Here is a 12,981-nt window from a genome sequence, read left to right on the forward strand (position 1 = left end):
CACCTCCCGTTTACCCCTGCGGGAGAGTCTCGTTAACCGCTCCTCCTAGCGTCGCTGTGTGCCCTGCACCGGGCCTCAAGTCATCCACGATCGAAGGATCCCACAGTGAAGATCACCCGAATCGCTCGCATCGGCGCCATCGGCGCCATCGCCGCCCTGTCCCTCGCCGGCTGTGCCGCGAACGAGGCCGGCGCCGGCGCAGAGACCTCCGCTCCCGCCGCCGGCCCGGCCGTCTCCGGCAGCATCGTCGGCGCCGGCGCGTCCTCGCAGCAGGTCGCCATCCAGTCCTGGACCGCCGAGTTCCAGAAGGCCAACCCCGACGCGCAGATCGAGTACGACCCGCAGGGCTCCGGCGCCGGACGCGAGTCCTTCCAGCAGGGCGGCGTGAACTTCGCCGGCTCCGACCGCGCGTTCAAGGCCGACGAGATCGCCGCCGGCGGCTTCGGCGCCTGCGCCGCGGGCTCCGACATCGTCGAGATCCCCGCCTACGTCTCCCCGATCGCGGTGGTCTTCAGCCTCGACGGCGTGGACTCGCTGAACCTGGACCCGAAGACCCTCGCCGGCATCTTCGCCGGCAAGATCACCACCTGGAACGACCCGGCCATCGTCGCGACCAACCCGGACGCGAAGCTCCCCTCCACCACGATCTCGCCCGTGCACCGCTCGGACAAGTCGGGCACCACCGGCAACTTCACCGACTACCTCGCGCAGACCGCGGGCGACGTGTGGACGGCCGGATCGGTCGAGGAGTGGCCGGCCGATCTCGGCGGCGAGGCCGCGGAGAAGACCTCGGGCGTCGTCAACGCCGTCAAGGGCGGCCAGGGCCTCATCGGCTACATCGACTCCTCGCAGGCCAAGGGCTTCTCCTCGGTCAAGGTCAAGGTCGGCGACGCCTGGGTCGAGCACTCGGCCGCCGGAGCCGCCGCGACCCTGGACGCGTCGAAGATCGAGGACGGCCGTTCCAAGGGCGACCTCGCCTTCAAGATCGACCGCACCACGACCGCCAAGGACGCCTACCCCGTCCTGCTGGTCAGCTACCTCATCGGCTGCGCCGAGTACGAGGACTCGAAGGTCGCCGACCTCACCAAGGCCTTCTTCACCACGGTGATCAGCGCGGACGGCCAGAAAGCCGCCGCCACCAACGCCGGCAGCGCCCCGATCTCGGAGGAGCTGCGCACGAAGGCCAAGGCCGCCGTCGACCTGATCAAGTGAGCAACGGACGGCCGCCGGGATACCGCGGTATCCCGGCGGCCGTCTGCCCATGCCCCGCTTCTCCCCCGCCCGACCTCCCGTGCAACCCGAACAGGAAGCAGCTCACATGACAGCCCCGACGGCGCAGGCCCCGCAGCGCACCGCCGCCAAGCGTCGCGCCGGTGACATCTGGTTCTCAGGAACCGCGGTGGCCGCCGGATCGATGATCATGATCACGCTCGCGGCCGTGGCGATCTTCCTCGTCGTGCAGTCGCTCCCCGCCTTCACCGCATCGCCGGAGACCGCCTCGCTCCTCGACGGCGACTTCTGGTCCTACGTCTGGCCGCTCCTCTTCGGCACCGTCTGGGCGGCGTTCCTCGCCCTCCTGATCGCGGTGCCGCTCTCGATCGGTGTCGCGCTCTTCATCACCCACTACGCCCCTCGCCGCCTGGCGCAGGGGCTCGGCTACGTCGTCGACCTCCTGGCCGCCGTCCCCTCGGTGGTCTTCGGCCTCTGGGGGATCCTGGTCCTCGCGCCCGCCGCACAGCCGATCTACGGCTGGCTGAACCAGTACGCGGGCTGGTTCCCGCTGTTCGCCGGCGAGACCTCCAAGACCGGCCGCACGATCTTCACCGCCGCCATGGTGCTCGCCGTCATGGTGGTCCCGATCATCACGGCGATCTGCCGCGAGATCTTCCTGCAGACGCCCCGCCTCCACGAGGAGGCGGCCCTCGCCCTCGGCGCGACGCGCTGGGAGATGGTCCGGATGGCCGTCCTCCCGTTCGGCCGCTCCGGGATCGTCTCGGCATCGATGCTGGGCCTCGGTCGCGCGCTCGGCGAGACCATGGCCGTCGCCATGGTCCTCTCCGTGAGCGGGGCGGTGACGTTCCAGCTGTTCACCTCGACGAACCCGTCGACGATCGCCGCGAACATCGCGCTGACCTTCCCCGAGGCCTACAAGGTCAACATCAACATCCTCATCGCCACCGGTCTGATCCTCTTCGTCGTCACCTTCGCGGTCAACGCGCTGGCGAGGTGGGTCGTGAACCGCCGCAAGGAATTCTCGGGAGCCAACTGACATGACCGCCATCGCCCCCGAGACCTCTCGAACCCCGCTCGCGCGCTCCTCCTCCGCCTCGCTCAGCTCCGGCCAGCTCCCCCGCTGGGCGCCCTGGGCCCTCCTCGGCGCCTCGTTCCTCATCGTGGCGGCGCCCTTCGGCCTCGCCGCCCTGAGCTCGGGGACCGGGTTCAACGTCGCCGGCACCCTGATCCTCGGGGCCCTGCTCTACCTGGTGCTCATCACGGTGATCTCGCGGATCGTCGAGGACGGCCGCAAGGCCAAGGACCGCCTGATCACCGGCGTCGTGACCGTGGCCTTCGCCCTCGCGATGGTGCCGCTGGTCTCGGTCGCCTGGACCGTCCTCGCCAACGGCCTGGCGCGCATGGACGGCCTGTTCTTCGGCTCCTCCATGAAGGGGACGGTCGGCGAGGGCGGCGGTGCGCTGCACGCCATCATGGGCACGCTGAACGTCACGCTCGCCGCGACCGTCATCTCCGTGCCGATCGGCCTCATGACGGCGGTCTACCTCGTCGAGTACGGACGCAACGGCCGGATGGCGAAGGCCATCACGTTCCTCGTGGACGTGATGACCGGGATCCCCTCTATCGTCGCCGGCCTCTTCGCCTACGCGCTGTTCGCGCTGATCTTCGGCCCTGGCATCCGCATGGGCGTCATGGGAGCGGTTGCCCTCTCGGTGCTGATGATCCCCGTGGTCGTCCGCTCCAGCGAGGAGATGCTGCGACTCGTCCCGAACGAGCTGCGCGAGGCGGCCTTCGCCCTCGGCGTGCCGAAGTGGCTGACCATCCTCAAGGTGGTCCTGCCGACCTCGATCGCCGGGATCACCACGGGAGTCATGCTCGCGATCTCCCGCGTCATCGGCGAGACCGCGCCGCTGCTGATCACCGCGGGGTTCACCGACGCGATGAACTACAACCTCTTCAGCGGGCGCATGCAGACCCTGCCGGTGTACGTGTACTCGCAGTACGCCTACCAGGGCATCCCGGCCGAGGCGTACGTGGATCGCGCCTGGTCCGCCGCGCTGACCCTGATCATCATCGTGATGGTCCTCAACCTGATCGCCCGTGTCGTCGCGAAGATCTTCGCACCCAAGACCGGCCGCTGAGCCCGGCGCCCCGAGAACAAGGAAGATCGTGTCCAAGAGCATCGAAGTCAACAACCTCAACGTCTACTACGGTGATTTCCTCGCCGTCGAAGGCGTCTCCCTCGACATCGAACCGCGCAGCGTCACCGCGTTCATCGGCCCGTCCGGCTGCGGCAAGTCGACGTTCCTGCGCACCCTGAACCGCATGCACGAGGTCATCCCCGGCGCTCGCGTGGAGGGCGAGGTCCTGCTGGACGGCGAGGACCTCTACGGCACCGGGGTCGACCCGGTCGCGGTGCGCCGCCAGATCGGCATGGTGTTCCAGCGCCCGAACCCCTTCCCGACGATGTCGATCCGGGAGAACGTCCTCGCCGGCGTTCGTCTGAACAACAAGCGCATCTCGAAGTCGGACGCCGACTCCCTCGTGGAGAAGTCGCTGCAGGGGGCGAACCTCTGGAACGAGGTGAAGGACCGGCTCGACAAGCCGGGCTCCGGGCTCTCCGGCGGTCAGCAGCAGCGTCTGTGCATCGCGCGCGCGATCGCCGTCTCCCCCGACGTGCTGCTGATGGACGAGCCGTGCTCCGCGCTCGACCCGATCTCGACCTACGCGATCGAGGAGCTGATCGAGGAGCTGAAGACCGAGTACACGATCGTGATCGTGACGCACAACATGCAGCAGGCGTCGCGCGTCTCGGACCGGACGGCGTTCTTCAACATCGCCGGCACCGGCAAGCCCGGCAAGCTCATCGAGTACGACGAGACCGCCACGATCTTCACCACCCCCTCGGTGCAGGCCACCGAGGACTACGTCTCCGGCCGCTTCGGCTGACCCGCACCGCGGCCCAGACGTGATGATGCCCCCGGATATCCTCCGGGGGCATCATCACGTTCGGGCTCGGGTTCGAGCTCTGGTGCCAGCTCGGGTTCGGGTTCCGGCCCTGGTTCGAGCTCTGGCGCCGGCTCAGCCTCTGGTGCAGGCTCAGCCGCCCAGGACCGCGTCCGTCATCTGCTCCGCCGACGGCGCGGAGATCTCCACCGGCTCGCCCCAGCGGGTGTAGTCCATCTGTATGGGCATGTTGGCGAGGTTCATCGTCATCCGCCGCGGCAGATCGTCCGGGCCCACGAACATCTCATAGGCCACGGTCTCGCCGATCGCCGACACGTCCGGGAGGTCGGTGACCCCCTGGGACGCGAGCAGCTTCGCCGTGTCGAGCGTGAGCGTGTACTGAGTCGTCACGACCCCGTCGATCGTCTCGGCGCCCTCCTGGGAGGAGAAGCCGACGAGGGCTGCGGAGAACGACTCCACCTGCGTCGCGACGTTCACCTGGTCGGCGCTGACGCCCAGCGTCGCGGAGCTGTTCGTGCCGTCCACCCTCGCGAACAGGTTCTGAGTCGCCTCCCCCATGTTCGCGTACGTGACGCCGTCGACGATCCGCATCTCCATGGTCGCGCCGCCGGGCATCTGGGTGATCAGCGCCAGCCGGACGACGTTCGGGTCCTCGTCCAGGACGAGGTCGCCCGTGCTGGAGATCGACTGCCCCTCGATGCCGGTGCTCTGTGTGAAGTGCACGGATCCCGCCTTCCGCGTCGCCGTGGCGATGCGATCGAGGAATCCGTCGGGGAGGGGGATGACCGTCGCCTGGCTCGACGTCGGCGTGGGCGTGGGGGTCGCTGCCGGGGCCTGGCTGCTCTTGTTCCCGGCGGTGGTGTCGGTCCCCGCGGTGCAGGCGGTGACTCCGGCACCCGCTGCGAGAGCGATCGTGACCGCCGCGACGGCGCGGCTCCAGTGTGTGCGCATAACAGGATCCTAGAAGCAGACGCCGGGAGTTCGCCGGGACGGCGTCCGTCCCGGCCGGGCGGATCCGCCCGGCGGACCGCCGCGTCGCCCAGGCACCCTGCCCGCTCAGCGGGGCGAGAGCAGGTAGGCGTTCAGGTCGTCGGTGACGGCGCGGTCGATCGGGAGCGGCGCCCCGTCGATCGCCGAGATCGGAGCGGCGAGGCGGACGCTGGACACGAGCCACGCGGCGTCGGCAGCCGCGAGGTCCGCGGCGGGGATCCGGGCGTCCACGGTCTCGAACCCCTTGCCCTCCAGGTGCTCGAAGACGCTCAGCTGCGTGGTTCCGCGGAGGATCCCGCCGGTCGGCTCCGGTGTCACGAAGCGGCCGTCGATGCGGAGGATGAGGGAGGCGGTGGGAGCTTCGAGCACCATGCCGTCGCTGGTGAGGAAGATCGCGTCGTCGGCGCCTCGCCGGTGGGCCTCGCGGAGGGCTGCCATGTTCACCGCGTACGACAGGGTCTTCGCGCCCAGCAGCAGCCACGGCGCCCGCTCGGCGGCACCGCTGTCGTAGCCGCGGTCGAGGGTCACCACGCGGACGCCGTGCTCGCGGGCCGCGGCGAAGTCACCCGCGGGAGCGGCCGTGACCCAGGCCGTCGGCGTGGGTCCGTGGTCGACGCCCCGGCTGAGGATGAGCTTGATCACGGCCTCGCCCGGGGGGCAGGCCTCGGCGGCGCGAGCGACGGCCGCCCGCCACTGGTCCAGGTGCGGGGCGGGGAGGTCGCACAGCGCGGCGGAGTGCGCGAGGCGCTCCAGATGCGGCTCGACCTCCTGCGCATGCCCGTCCACGACGCCGATCGACTCGAAGACGCCGTCGCCGCGCTGCGTGCTGAGCTCGCCCACGCTCAGCGCCGGGGCGGAGGGGTCGACCTGCTGGAACGTGTCGTCGAAGTCGTCGCGGACGGTCTCCGCGACGACGGGGGTGATCATCAGTGCGAAGCGCCGGTCCATGGATCCGAGCCTAGATGCCGGACTCCTCCCCCGTCCGCTCCGACCCTCGGCACGGACCCGCCCCGGCGCATCTGCACGATCCCGGCACATCTGCACGATCGGTCCGGACACAGGTGCACGACCCCGACACGGATGCACGACCAATCCGCCCAACCCGTCGTGCACCTGCGCTCACGTCGTGCAGATGTCCGCCTTCTACCGCGGAGGCAGAACCGGTTCGAAACGAAGACAAAGAGCCGCCGGAGGCCGAGGAGGGGCTGAGGCGGATCCGGGGCAGAACCGGATCCGGGGCGTCTCCGGTCAGTGGACGGCCGCCGCCGTGACATCGTTCCGCCCCGGCAGGAGAGAGGCGACGAGGGTCACGGCGAGCGCGGCGACAGCGATGAGGATGTATGCGCTCGTCGCGGGATTCGCGGATGCCTCGGTGAGGAAGCCGACGACGGTGACGCCGGCGGATGCGAAGAGCTGCACCGTGATGAACAGCGCGGCGGTGCCCTGACCCACCGATCGCTTCGGAAGCACCCGGTAGATGCTGGCGAAGGCCGGCGAGGCGATGGAGCCGAAGCCGAGACCGAGGAGGGCGACGAGCCCGAGGACCACCGCGAGCGGCCATCGATCGTGACCGAAGGCGATGAGCGCCGCGGTGACGGTGGTCACCGCGGCTCCGCCCCGGATGAGCAGGCGCGGCCCGATCGTGTCGCTGAGGGAGCCGGCGACGGTCATGGACACGAGCAGTCCGAGGCCGAGCACGGCGACGGGCACGGCGCGCCACAGGGGCTCGAGACCGAGGCTGCGCTCGGCGAGGATCGGCAGGACGGTCAGCTGCGTGTACATCACGAGCCCCACCACGCTCATCACCCCCAGCGTTGCGGCGAACGACGGGATCCGCAGCAGACGGATGTCCAGCAGCGGAGCATCGACGCGCAATGCGTGCCGCACATAGAGCGCGAGGAGGGCCGCCCCCACGACGGTGAACGCGATCACGACGCCGAGCTCGGCACCGGCACCCCAGCGGTTCAGACCGAGGAGGAGCAGGACGAACCCCGGCGGGAGGAGCACCAGCCCAAGGACGTCGATGCGCGCACCACGGTCTCCGGAGCCCTCCTCGCGCGGCAGGAGGCGCCACGCCGCGAGGCCGACAAGTGCCGCGAGCGGGACGTTGATCCAGAAGATCCAGACCCATGCGCCCGCGCCGACGAGCACGCCTCCCAGCAGCGGCCCCACCACGGGGCCGATGTTGATGACCAGCGACACGAAGCCCATCACGCGCCCCATCCTGGACACCGGGGCGATCAGGCCGATGACGGCGAGCGCCGCCGGTTCCAGCATCCCGCCCGACACCCCCTGGAGGACCCTGAACACCAGCATGCTGGACAGGTCCCAGGCGAACCCGCACAGCAGCGACCCGACGGCGAATCCCGTCAGCGCCATCTGGAGGACACGGGCGGAGCCGATCCTCGTGGTGAGCCAGCCGATCAGAGGGACGGCGGCCGACGCGGCGACCAGATAGACCGTCGTCACCCAGACGGCCCCGGAGATCGAGGTGCCCAGCGCCGGTCCCATCGCCTCGAGCGAGGCCGTCACCGTCGTGCCGTTGAGCACCGCCATGAACGCGGCGAGCGCCATCGCGGCGATAGCCCACCGCGTCCGTCCCTGCAGAGTCTCGCCGAGATCAGTGTTTACTGTCATGAGACCTGACATTACTAATCGGTTTAGTAAACATCAAGACTCCCTTCGTAAAATGGTGTAATCTCGTCGTATGGCAGCGACGGAGACGGCGAGGACGGCACTGCGCGCGGACAAACGCCGTTCGATCCTGGACGCCGCAGGGCCCGTCTTCGGCGACGTCGGGTATGAGCGCGCCAGCGTCGACGCGATCGCCGCGGCGGCCGGGGTCTCCAAACCCACCATCTACTCGTACTTCGACGGCAAGGAGGGGCTGTTCCGCGAGACCATGGCCGATATCGCCCGGCAGGTCAACGAGGCCTCCTACGACGTCGTCGTCTCGCTCGACCTCCGCCCCGAGCACTGGCGGGACAGCCTTCACCGGCTGGGATCGGCCCTGACCGCCTGTCAGCGCGAAGGGTGCGCGGCCGCGCTCTCACGGCTCGTGCTCGCAGAGAGCCGCCGCGACCCCCAGGTGTTCGACGAGGTCCGCCGCGCGGGGATCGAGCCCATCCGTGAGGCGCTGGCCGGACGCCTGGCCATGCTCGGCAACGCCGGCCTGCTCGACATCCCCGATCCGGGTGTCGCGGCACAGCACTTCATCGCGCTCACCCAGGCGCAGCTGCCCGAGCTGACCGCCGGCGGGACCCGTCCCGGCGACCAGACCGTGATCGAGAGCGCCGTCACGCAGGGCGTGGACACGTTCCTTCGCGCCTACTCCGCCACGTAGCCCTCACCCTCACGGCCACCTCTCTCCCGACGCCTCCGCACAACGCCCTCTCCCGGCGCCTCCGCATCGCGCCCACCGCCGACACGGATGCACGATCCGGGCGCGGATGCACGACCGATCGGCCGATCCCGTCGTGCGTCCGTGCCCGGGTCATGCAGGTGGCCGTCGGGTCACGAGGCCGAAGGGCCACCCCTCCACGGAACGCGGCAGATGACCGTCTCTCCACAGGTCCGAGGCCGCCGGGAATACCTCCGCGGGACGCGCGTTACACTTGATCGGCCGGGCCGCATAACCCCGGGCTCCAAATTCTGCCGCTGCGAGCGGCCTTCCGCCGAGAGGCGTTCTTGCGGCCCGGTCTTTTCATGCCCGCCTCAGGCGAGCACGCCTCGCCGCCAGGCGGTCGCCGCGACCGCGAGGTCTTCGGCATAGGTGCTGAGCCGAAGAGCCCGCGCCGTCAGCTCGCTCGCACGGGAGGCCTCGGTCGCCTCGTAGTCGTCGGCGAGGTGCGTGGCCCCGGACGCCTGGACACGGCAGAAGGCGGCGGCCCGATCGAGGGCGACGGCGAAGTCCCCGCGGAACACGCCGCGGAGGATCGTGTCGATGAGCGTCACCAGCTCGTCCGGACTCGCCGGGACGGGGGCGCCGGCGACCAGCGCGTCTGCCGATGGGAGCTCGATGCGTCCGCGCTCGTGCAGGAGCGAGGCCGTCCCCGGATCGCCGTGGATCGACGCCTGCAGCAGATACAGCCGCCACAGCGCCCCGGGCAGGGAGTGCGCCGGCGCGTCGGCCCAGAGCTCGGCGATCTCGTCGATCCCGTGCTCCGCCGTGAACGCGATCAACCGCTCGGCGCTCATGCCGCTGTCGTCCGCGCGAACGCGGGCGAGGAGCGCCGAGGCCGTGGCATGCGCAGCCCTGGCCTGGGCCGCCGGGTCGACCCCGCCGACGAGGTTGTCGAAGGAGGCGGAGGGACGACGGACGGGGCGGTGGTACGGAGCAGGCATCCGCCCCAGGGTACGCGCGTCGACCGTCCGGGACACCCAGCCCCGCGCCGTAGGATGGAGGGAGGGGCCTCTAGCTCAGTTGGCAGAGCATCGGACTTTTAATCCGCGGGTCGTGGGTTCGAGCCCCACGGGGCCCACCACCAGCACTCACCTCGACGCGGGCTGCGCCTGCGCGAACATCCGCAGCGCCGCGGAGTATCGACCGGGATCGTCGCGTGTGGCGTCGGTCACCAGAAGCCCCGACCCACCGAGGATCCGTGTGTGCTCTCCCCTGCAGGGGATGGTGACGACCTTCACCAGCCCCGCTTTCCATGCCGGGACCAGCGCGTCCAGCGAGCGGCGCTCCGGCGACTCCGCGAGCGATCGCGGATGCCGCTCAGGCAACGTGGCGGATCGGGCATCGCCCCATGCCCGATAGCCGTCGCCGAATGCTCCGTCACCGAAGCGTCCGCGCCAGCTCGGCCCGACGATCCGATTGAGCAGCTCCGACCGCTCACGCGATCCGTTGGCGGTGCCCCCCAGATCCTCCAGCCACGACGGATCGAGGAGCCGACCAGCATGCCCCACGACATCCGCCCACACTTCGGGCCACGCCGCCTCCCATACGTCGCGCTCCACAGGATCCCCCGCTCGCGGTGGCGTGTCCACGAGAAGGGGAGGCAGATCGCCGGCCGGGTGCAGCCCCCAGGCCTCGCGGACCCAGAGCAGTTCCAGGAGCTGATGAGGAGAGTCATCGATCGTGATGGTCATATCATGCGGCCACGGGTTGCCCTCCATCGGAACGATCGAACGCATGATCTCCTCCTCCGGGTTGCGATACGTCGCGCCATCAGTATCGCCCTCCCCACCGACATCGGCGCAACCCTCCCCGCGAACAGTCCTGCGACCACTCACTCCACGACGCCTTCGTCTCACCCCACCGCGACCTCCTCGCCCCGCGCGAAGGCGTAGCTCGCCTGCACGAGCCCCCAGACGACGTCGAGCTCGGCCTGATCCCTCGGACCGAACAGCATCACCCAGTTCGGCGGGCCGCCCAGCTTCACGATGGGATGCTGCTCGCCCCAGCCCGCCGCGAACAGCTGTTCGACCACGTCCAACGGCAACGAGAGATGCATGCTCCCGCTGCCGTCGCCGTGCAGATGGGCGAACTCCGTGCCGGCGAAGAAGGCCTGGCGCGGCCCGTCCGCCAGATCCTGTCGAAGATGGAGCGCCCGGGATGAGGGCGCGGACACGCCGCTCCTCCCCTCCTGGACGCCGTCGAGCGCGATCATTCGCTCCCAGAGCTCTGCCTGCAGGCCGACCGGCGCATGCTGATCCAGCTGGATGTGCGGAGTCTGAGGAGTGGTCGTCGGTCGCGGCTCCCGACGCATCGGGAGCCGCGGGGTCTCGGTATGCATGGCTATGCCTCCTGGGCGTGATTTCTCGCTGACGACGGCCCCGACCGTCTGAGACCGGAACCGGAGACGCCGACATCGATGGTGGACAGCGCCTCGCGAATCACGCTACTATCCTAAAGATAGTAGTTACCAAGGGGAAAGCATCATGGAGACGACCACCGCCGAGGACGACCGCTCCACCGCCGACCCCTGCCCGTTCGAACCGATCGTCGATCTGGTCTTCGCCCGCTGGACATCCCACGTCCTGTGGCTCCTGTCCCAGCACGAGCGCATGCGGTTCGGCGAGCTGCAGTCGCACATCCCGGCGGTGACGCCGAAGGTGCTGACCGAGCGTCTCCGACGACTGGAACGCGATGGATTGGTGGAACGCACCTACCATCGCGAGATCCCGCCCCGCGTCGAGTACTCGGTGACGCCGCTCGCCCGCACGCTCACGCCGATCTTCCGAAGCCTCACCGCCTGGTCGGAAGACCACCTCCCCGCGGTGCGGGACGCCCGCGACCGCTTCGACCAGAGATAGCGGAGCCCTCCGGAACACCCAAGGTCAGGGTGCAGTCACGCCGCGCGCGCGAGGACGAGCGCCCTGGCCGTGTCGAGGGAGGCGGCGGCACCCTGTGGATCAACGCGCACCAGGGCGAGCGCGGAGACGACGAGGCCCGTGCACGCATCGGCGAGGACATCGGCCTCAGCATCCGACAGCCGCGGCAGCCGCGCGCGGATCCCGCCGCCGAGCGCGGCGCGCAGCTCTGCGCGGTACCCGATGATCACACGGGCGATCGCCGGATCCTGCGCGATGGGTGCGGCGGCAGCGTTCACGAGGAGACAGCCGCTGGACGCAGGCAGCGTCCCCTCGGCCAAGAGTGCGGCACGCAGCCCGGCAAGGTACCTCTCCAGCGCGTCCGGGGCGACCTCCTGGGCGATCAGCGGCACGAGGCGCGGACGAATCACCTCATCGAGGTAGCTCTCGATCGCGGCGTCGAACAGCCCCCGCTTCGATCCGAAGGCGTGATAGATGCTGGAGCGGCTGAGCCCCGTCGCCCGCTCCAGCTCGGGCAGCGCGGCACTCTCATACCCCTGCCGCCAGAAGACGGCACGCGCGGCGCGCACCACCTCGGCGGTGTCGAACGTCTGCGCGCGCCCCATCCGAGCCTCCCGTCGTTTTGCGTATCGATCGATCCAGTATATATTGAACTGATCGATACACTATCGATCCTCATCCCGATCGGAGTCCACCATGGTCATCGCAGGTCTCGTGCTCACCGGCATCGCCGCACTCGTCCACGTCTACATCTTCTACATGGAGTCGATCGCCTGGACGGGCGAGCGCGCCCGCAAGACCTTCGGCACCGGAACGGTCGCCGAGGCCGAGACCCAGAAGGCGCTCGCCTTCAACCAGGGCTTCTACAATCTGTTCCTGGCGATCGCGGTGGCGTTGGGCATCGCCCTCTTCGCTCTCGGCCACACCGCCGTCGGAGCGACACTCGTCTTCACGGGCGCCGGCTCCATGGCCGCCGCGAGCCTCGTCCTCCTGCTCTCCAGCCCCGACAAGGCCTCCGCAGCCCTCAAGCAGGGTGTGATCCCCGCACTCGGCGTCATCGCCCTCGTCATCGGGCTGATGATCTGACCCGGGCGAGCGTCCCGACCGGGCCGCTACCGCGCGACCGGCACCTCGTCCTCGAAGACGGCCTCCGGGACCGCGAGAGCCCAGGAGCCCATCGCGTCGAGGACTCCACGGAGCCCGCGCCCACGGTCGGTGAGCTCGTACTCGACCCGCGGCGGCACCTCGGCAAAGGCCCGGCGCTCGACGATGCCGTGGGCCTCGAAGCGGCGAAGCCTGTTGGTGAGCGTGTGGGCACTGATCCCGGGAAGCGCATCCCGCAGCTGGGTGAACCGGCGGGGGCCGGGGAGCAGCTCCCGGACGATCAACGTGGCCCACGGCCCGTCGAGCAGCATCAGGAAGCGGGCGACGCCGCAGTCCGGTAGGGTCGAGCGGGCCATGGGAGTCCCTCCATCGGTGCACTTGATGTAACTGGTGCAGTATGTGCACTAA

Annotated in this window: 15 protein-coding genes and 1 tRNA gene; 8 read left to right on the plus strand and 8 right to left on the minus strand. The window is 69.7% G+C overall.

Going from position 1 to position 12,981, the window contains the following annotated elements:
• Positions 1–105 precede the first annotated feature (105 nt).
• The 4 genes from pstS (at position 106) to pstB (ending at position 4,182) form a co-directional block, all read left to right on the plus strand.
• The gene (pstS, locus tag J2Y69_RS11005) at positions 106–1,212 is read left to right on the plus strand and encodes a phosphate ABC transporter substrate-binding protein PstS (protein ID WP_310020569.1); all 1,107 of its coding nucleotides are present in this window, start codon (positions 106–108) and stop codon (positions 1,210–1,212) included.
• Between the two features lie 106 nt (positions 1,213–1,318).
• A complete protein-coding gene (gene pstC, locus J2Y69_RS11010; RefSeq protein WP_310020571.1) occupies positions 1,319–2,269 on the plus strand; it encodes a phosphate ABC transporter permease subunit PstC in 951 nt (316 codons plus the stop codon).
• A gap of 1 nt (position 2,270) precedes the next feature.
• The gene (pstA, locus tag J2Y69_RS11015) at positions 2,271–3,374 is read left to right on the plus strand and encodes a phosphate ABC transporter permease PstA (RefSeq protein ID WP_310020573.1); all 1,104 of its coding nucleotides are present in this window, start codon (positions 2,271–2,273) and stop codon (positions 3,372–3,374) included.
• 28 nt (positions 3,375–3,402) lie between these two features.
• Positions 3,403–4,182 (plus strand): phosphate ABC transporter ATP-binding protein PstB, encoded by a 780-nt coding sequence (gene pstB / locus J2Y69_RS11020; RefSeq protein WP_310020574.1) that lies wholly within the window; start codon positions 3,403–3,405, stop codon positions 4,180–4,182.
• A gap of 150 nt (positions 4,183–4,332) precedes the next feature.
• Here the strand turns inward: pstB and J2Y69_RS11025 are convergent, their stop codons facing one another.
• The 3 genes from J2Y69_RS11025 to J2Y69_RS11035 form a co-directional block, all read right to left on the minus strand.
• Positions 4,333–5,151 (minus strand): SCO4651 family lipoprotein, encoded by an 819-nt coding sequence (locus J2Y69_RS11025; RefSeq protein WP_310020576.1) that lies wholly within the window; start codon positions 5,149–5,151, stop codon positions 4,333–4,335.
• Between the two features lie 105 nt (positions 5,152–5,256).
• Positions 5,257–6,138, minus strand: coding sequence for an aminodeoxychorismate lyase (locus J2Y69_RS11030; protein ID WP_310020578.1), 882 nt, complete (start codon positions 6,136–6,138; stop codon positions 5,257–5,259).
• Between the two features lie 300 nt (positions 6,139–6,438).
• Complete coding sequence (locus tag J2Y69_RS11035) at positions 6,439–7,827, minus strand: DHA2 family efflux MFS transporter permease subunit (protein ID WP_310020580.1); 1,389 nt, start codon at positions 7,825–7,827, stop codon at positions 6,439–6,441.
• 70 nt (positions 7,828–7,897) lie between these two features.
• On the opposite strand from J2Y69_RS11035, the gene J2Y69_RS11040 reads away from it, so the two are divergent.
• Positions 7,898–8,533: a TetR/AcrR family transcriptional regulator gene (locus J2Y69_RS11040; protein ID WP_310020582.1), complete on the plus strand. Its 636-nt coding sequence runs from the start codon at positions 7,898–7,900 to the stop codon at positions 8,531–8,533.
• A 371-nt stretch (positions 8,534–8,904) separates the two neighbouring features.
• Here the strand turns inward: J2Y69_RS11040 and J2Y69_RS11045 are convergent, their stop codons facing one another.
• On the minus strand, positions 8,905–9,534 hold the full coding sequence (locus J2Y69_RS11045; RefSeq protein WP_310020584.1) for a DNA-directed RNA polymerase subunit beta: 630 nt from the start codon (positions 9,532–9,534) through the stop codon (positions 8,905–8,907).
• A 64-nt stretch (positions 9,535–9,598) separates the two neighbouring features.
• Between J2Y69_RS11045 and J2Y69_RS11050 the strand changes: the two genes are divergently transcribed.
• Positions 9,599–9,674, plus strand: a tRNA-Lys gene (locus J2Y69_RS11050).
• Positions 9,675–9,681: 7 nt separating this feature from the next.
• Here J2Y69_RS11050 and J2Y69_RS11055 read toward each other — a convergent pair.
• Together J2Y69_RS11055 and J2Y69_RS11060 are read right to left on the minus strand one after the other, a co-directional pair.
• Positions 9,682–10,329: a hypothetical protein gene (locus J2Y69_RS11055; protein ID WP_310020585.1), complete on the minus strand. Its 648-nt coding sequence runs from the start codon at positions 10,327–10,329 to the stop codon at positions 9,682–9,684.
• A 116-nt stretch (positions 10,330–10,445) separates the two neighbouring features.
• Positions 10,446–10,931, minus strand: a complete 486-nt coding sequence (locus tag J2Y69_RS11060; RefSeq protein WP_310020587.1) for a luciferase domain-containing protein — start codon at positions 10,929–10,931, stop codon at positions 10,446–10,448.
• A gap of 145 nt (positions 10,932–11,076) precedes the next feature.
• Here J2Y69_RS11060 and J2Y69_RS11065 point away from each other — a divergent pair, with 145 nt between their 5' ends.
• Positions 11,077–11,451, plus strand: coding sequence for a winged helix-turn-helix transcriptional regulator (locus J2Y69_RS11065; protein ID WP_310020590.1), 375 nt, complete (start codon positions 11,077–11,079; stop codon positions 11,449–11,451).
• A gap of 35 nt (positions 11,452–11,486) precedes the next feature.
• Here the strand turns inward: J2Y69_RS11065 and J2Y69_RS11070 are convergent, their stop codons facing one another.
• The gene (locus J2Y69_RS11070) at positions 11,487–12,074 is read right to left on the minus strand and encodes a TetR/AcrR family transcriptional regulator (RefSeq protein WP_310020592.1); all 588 of its coding nucleotides are present in this window, start codon (positions 12,072–12,074) and stop codon (positions 11,487–11,489) included.
• A gap of 91 nt (positions 12,075–12,165) precedes the next feature.
• On the opposite strand from J2Y69_RS11070, the gene J2Y69_RS11075 reads away from it, so the two are divergent.
• Entirely contained in the window at positions 12,166–12,555 is a 390-nt protein-coding gene (locus J2Y69_RS11075) for a DUF1304 domain-containing protein (RefSeq protein WP_310020594.1), read from the plus strand.
• 26 nt (positions 12,556–12,581) lie between these two features.
• Here the strand turns inward: J2Y69_RS11075 and J2Y69_RS11080 are convergent, their stop codons facing one another.
• The gene (locus J2Y69_RS11080; protein ID WP_310020596.1) at positions 12,582–12,929 is read right to left on the minus strand and encodes a winged helix-turn-helix transcriptional regulator; all 348 of its coding nucleotides are present in this window, start codon (positions 12,927–12,929) and stop codon (positions 12,582–12,584) included.
• Between the last annotated feature and the right edge of the window lie 52 nt (positions 12,930–12,981).

Origin of the sequence: Microbacterium resistens (assembly GCF_031456305.1) — a bacterium.
In the GTDB taxonomy this organism is placed as follows: Bacteria; Actinomycetota; Actinomycetes; order Actinomycetales; family Microbacteriaceae; genus Microbacterium; species Microbacterium resistens_A.

Excerpts from the sequence above, each read along its gene's own strand:
- J2Y69_RS11025 (WP_310020576.1), bottom strand. The coding sequence starts at position 5,151 with ATGCGCACACACTGGAGCCGCGCCGTCGCGGCGGTCACGATCGCTCTC.
- pstC (WP_310020571.1), top strand. The coding sequence starts at position 1,319 with ATGACAGCCCCGACGGCGCAGGCCCCGCAGCGCACCGCCGCCAAGCGT.
- J2Y69_RS11045 (WP_310020584.1), bottom strand. The coding sequence starts at position 9,534 with ATGCCTGCTCCGTACCACCGCCCCGTCCGTCGTCCCTCCGCCTCCTTC.
- J2Y69_RS11030 (WP_310020578.1), bottom strand. The coding sequence starts at position 6,138 with ATGGACCGGCGCTTCGCACTGATGATCACCCCCGTCGTCGCGGAGACC.
- J2Y69_RS11070 (WP_310020592.1), bottom strand. The coding sequence starts at position 12,074 with ATGGGGCGCGCGCAGACGTTCGACACCGCCGAGGTGGTGCGCGCCGCG.
- J2Y69_RS11075 (WP_310020594.1), top strand. The coding sequence starts at position 12,166 with ATGGTCATCGCAGGTCTCGTGCTCACCGGCATCGCCGCACTCGTCCAC.
- J2Y69_RS11060 (WP_310020587.1), bottom strand. The coding sequence starts at position 10,931 with ATGCATACCGAGACCCCGCGGCTCCCGATGCGTCGGGAGCCGCGACCG.
- J2Y69_RS11035 (WP_310020580.1), bottom strand. The coding sequence starts at position 7,827 with ATGACAGTAAACACTGATCTCGGCGAGACTCTGCAGGGACGGACGCGG.
- J2Y69_RS11080 (WP_310020596.1), bottom strand. The coding sequence starts at position 12,929 with ATGGCCCGCTCGACCCTACCGGACTGCGGCGTCGCCCGCTTCCTGATG.
- J2Y69_RS11040 (WP_310020582.1), top strand. The coding sequence starts at position 7,898 with ATGGCAGCGACGGAGACGGCGAGGACGGCACTGCGCGCGGACAAACGC.
- pstA (WP_310020573.1), top strand. The coding sequence starts at position 2,271 with ATGACCGCCATCGCCCCCGAGACCTCTCGAACCCCGCTCGCGCGCTCC.
- J2Y69_RS11055 (WP_310020585.1), bottom strand. The coding sequence starts at position 10,329 with ATGCGTTCGATCGTTCCGATGGAGGGCAACCCGTGGCCGCATGATATG.
- J2Y69_RS11065 (WP_310020590.1), top strand. The coding sequence starts at position 11,077 with ATGGAGACGACCACCGCCGAGGACGACCGCTCCACCGCCGACCCCTGC.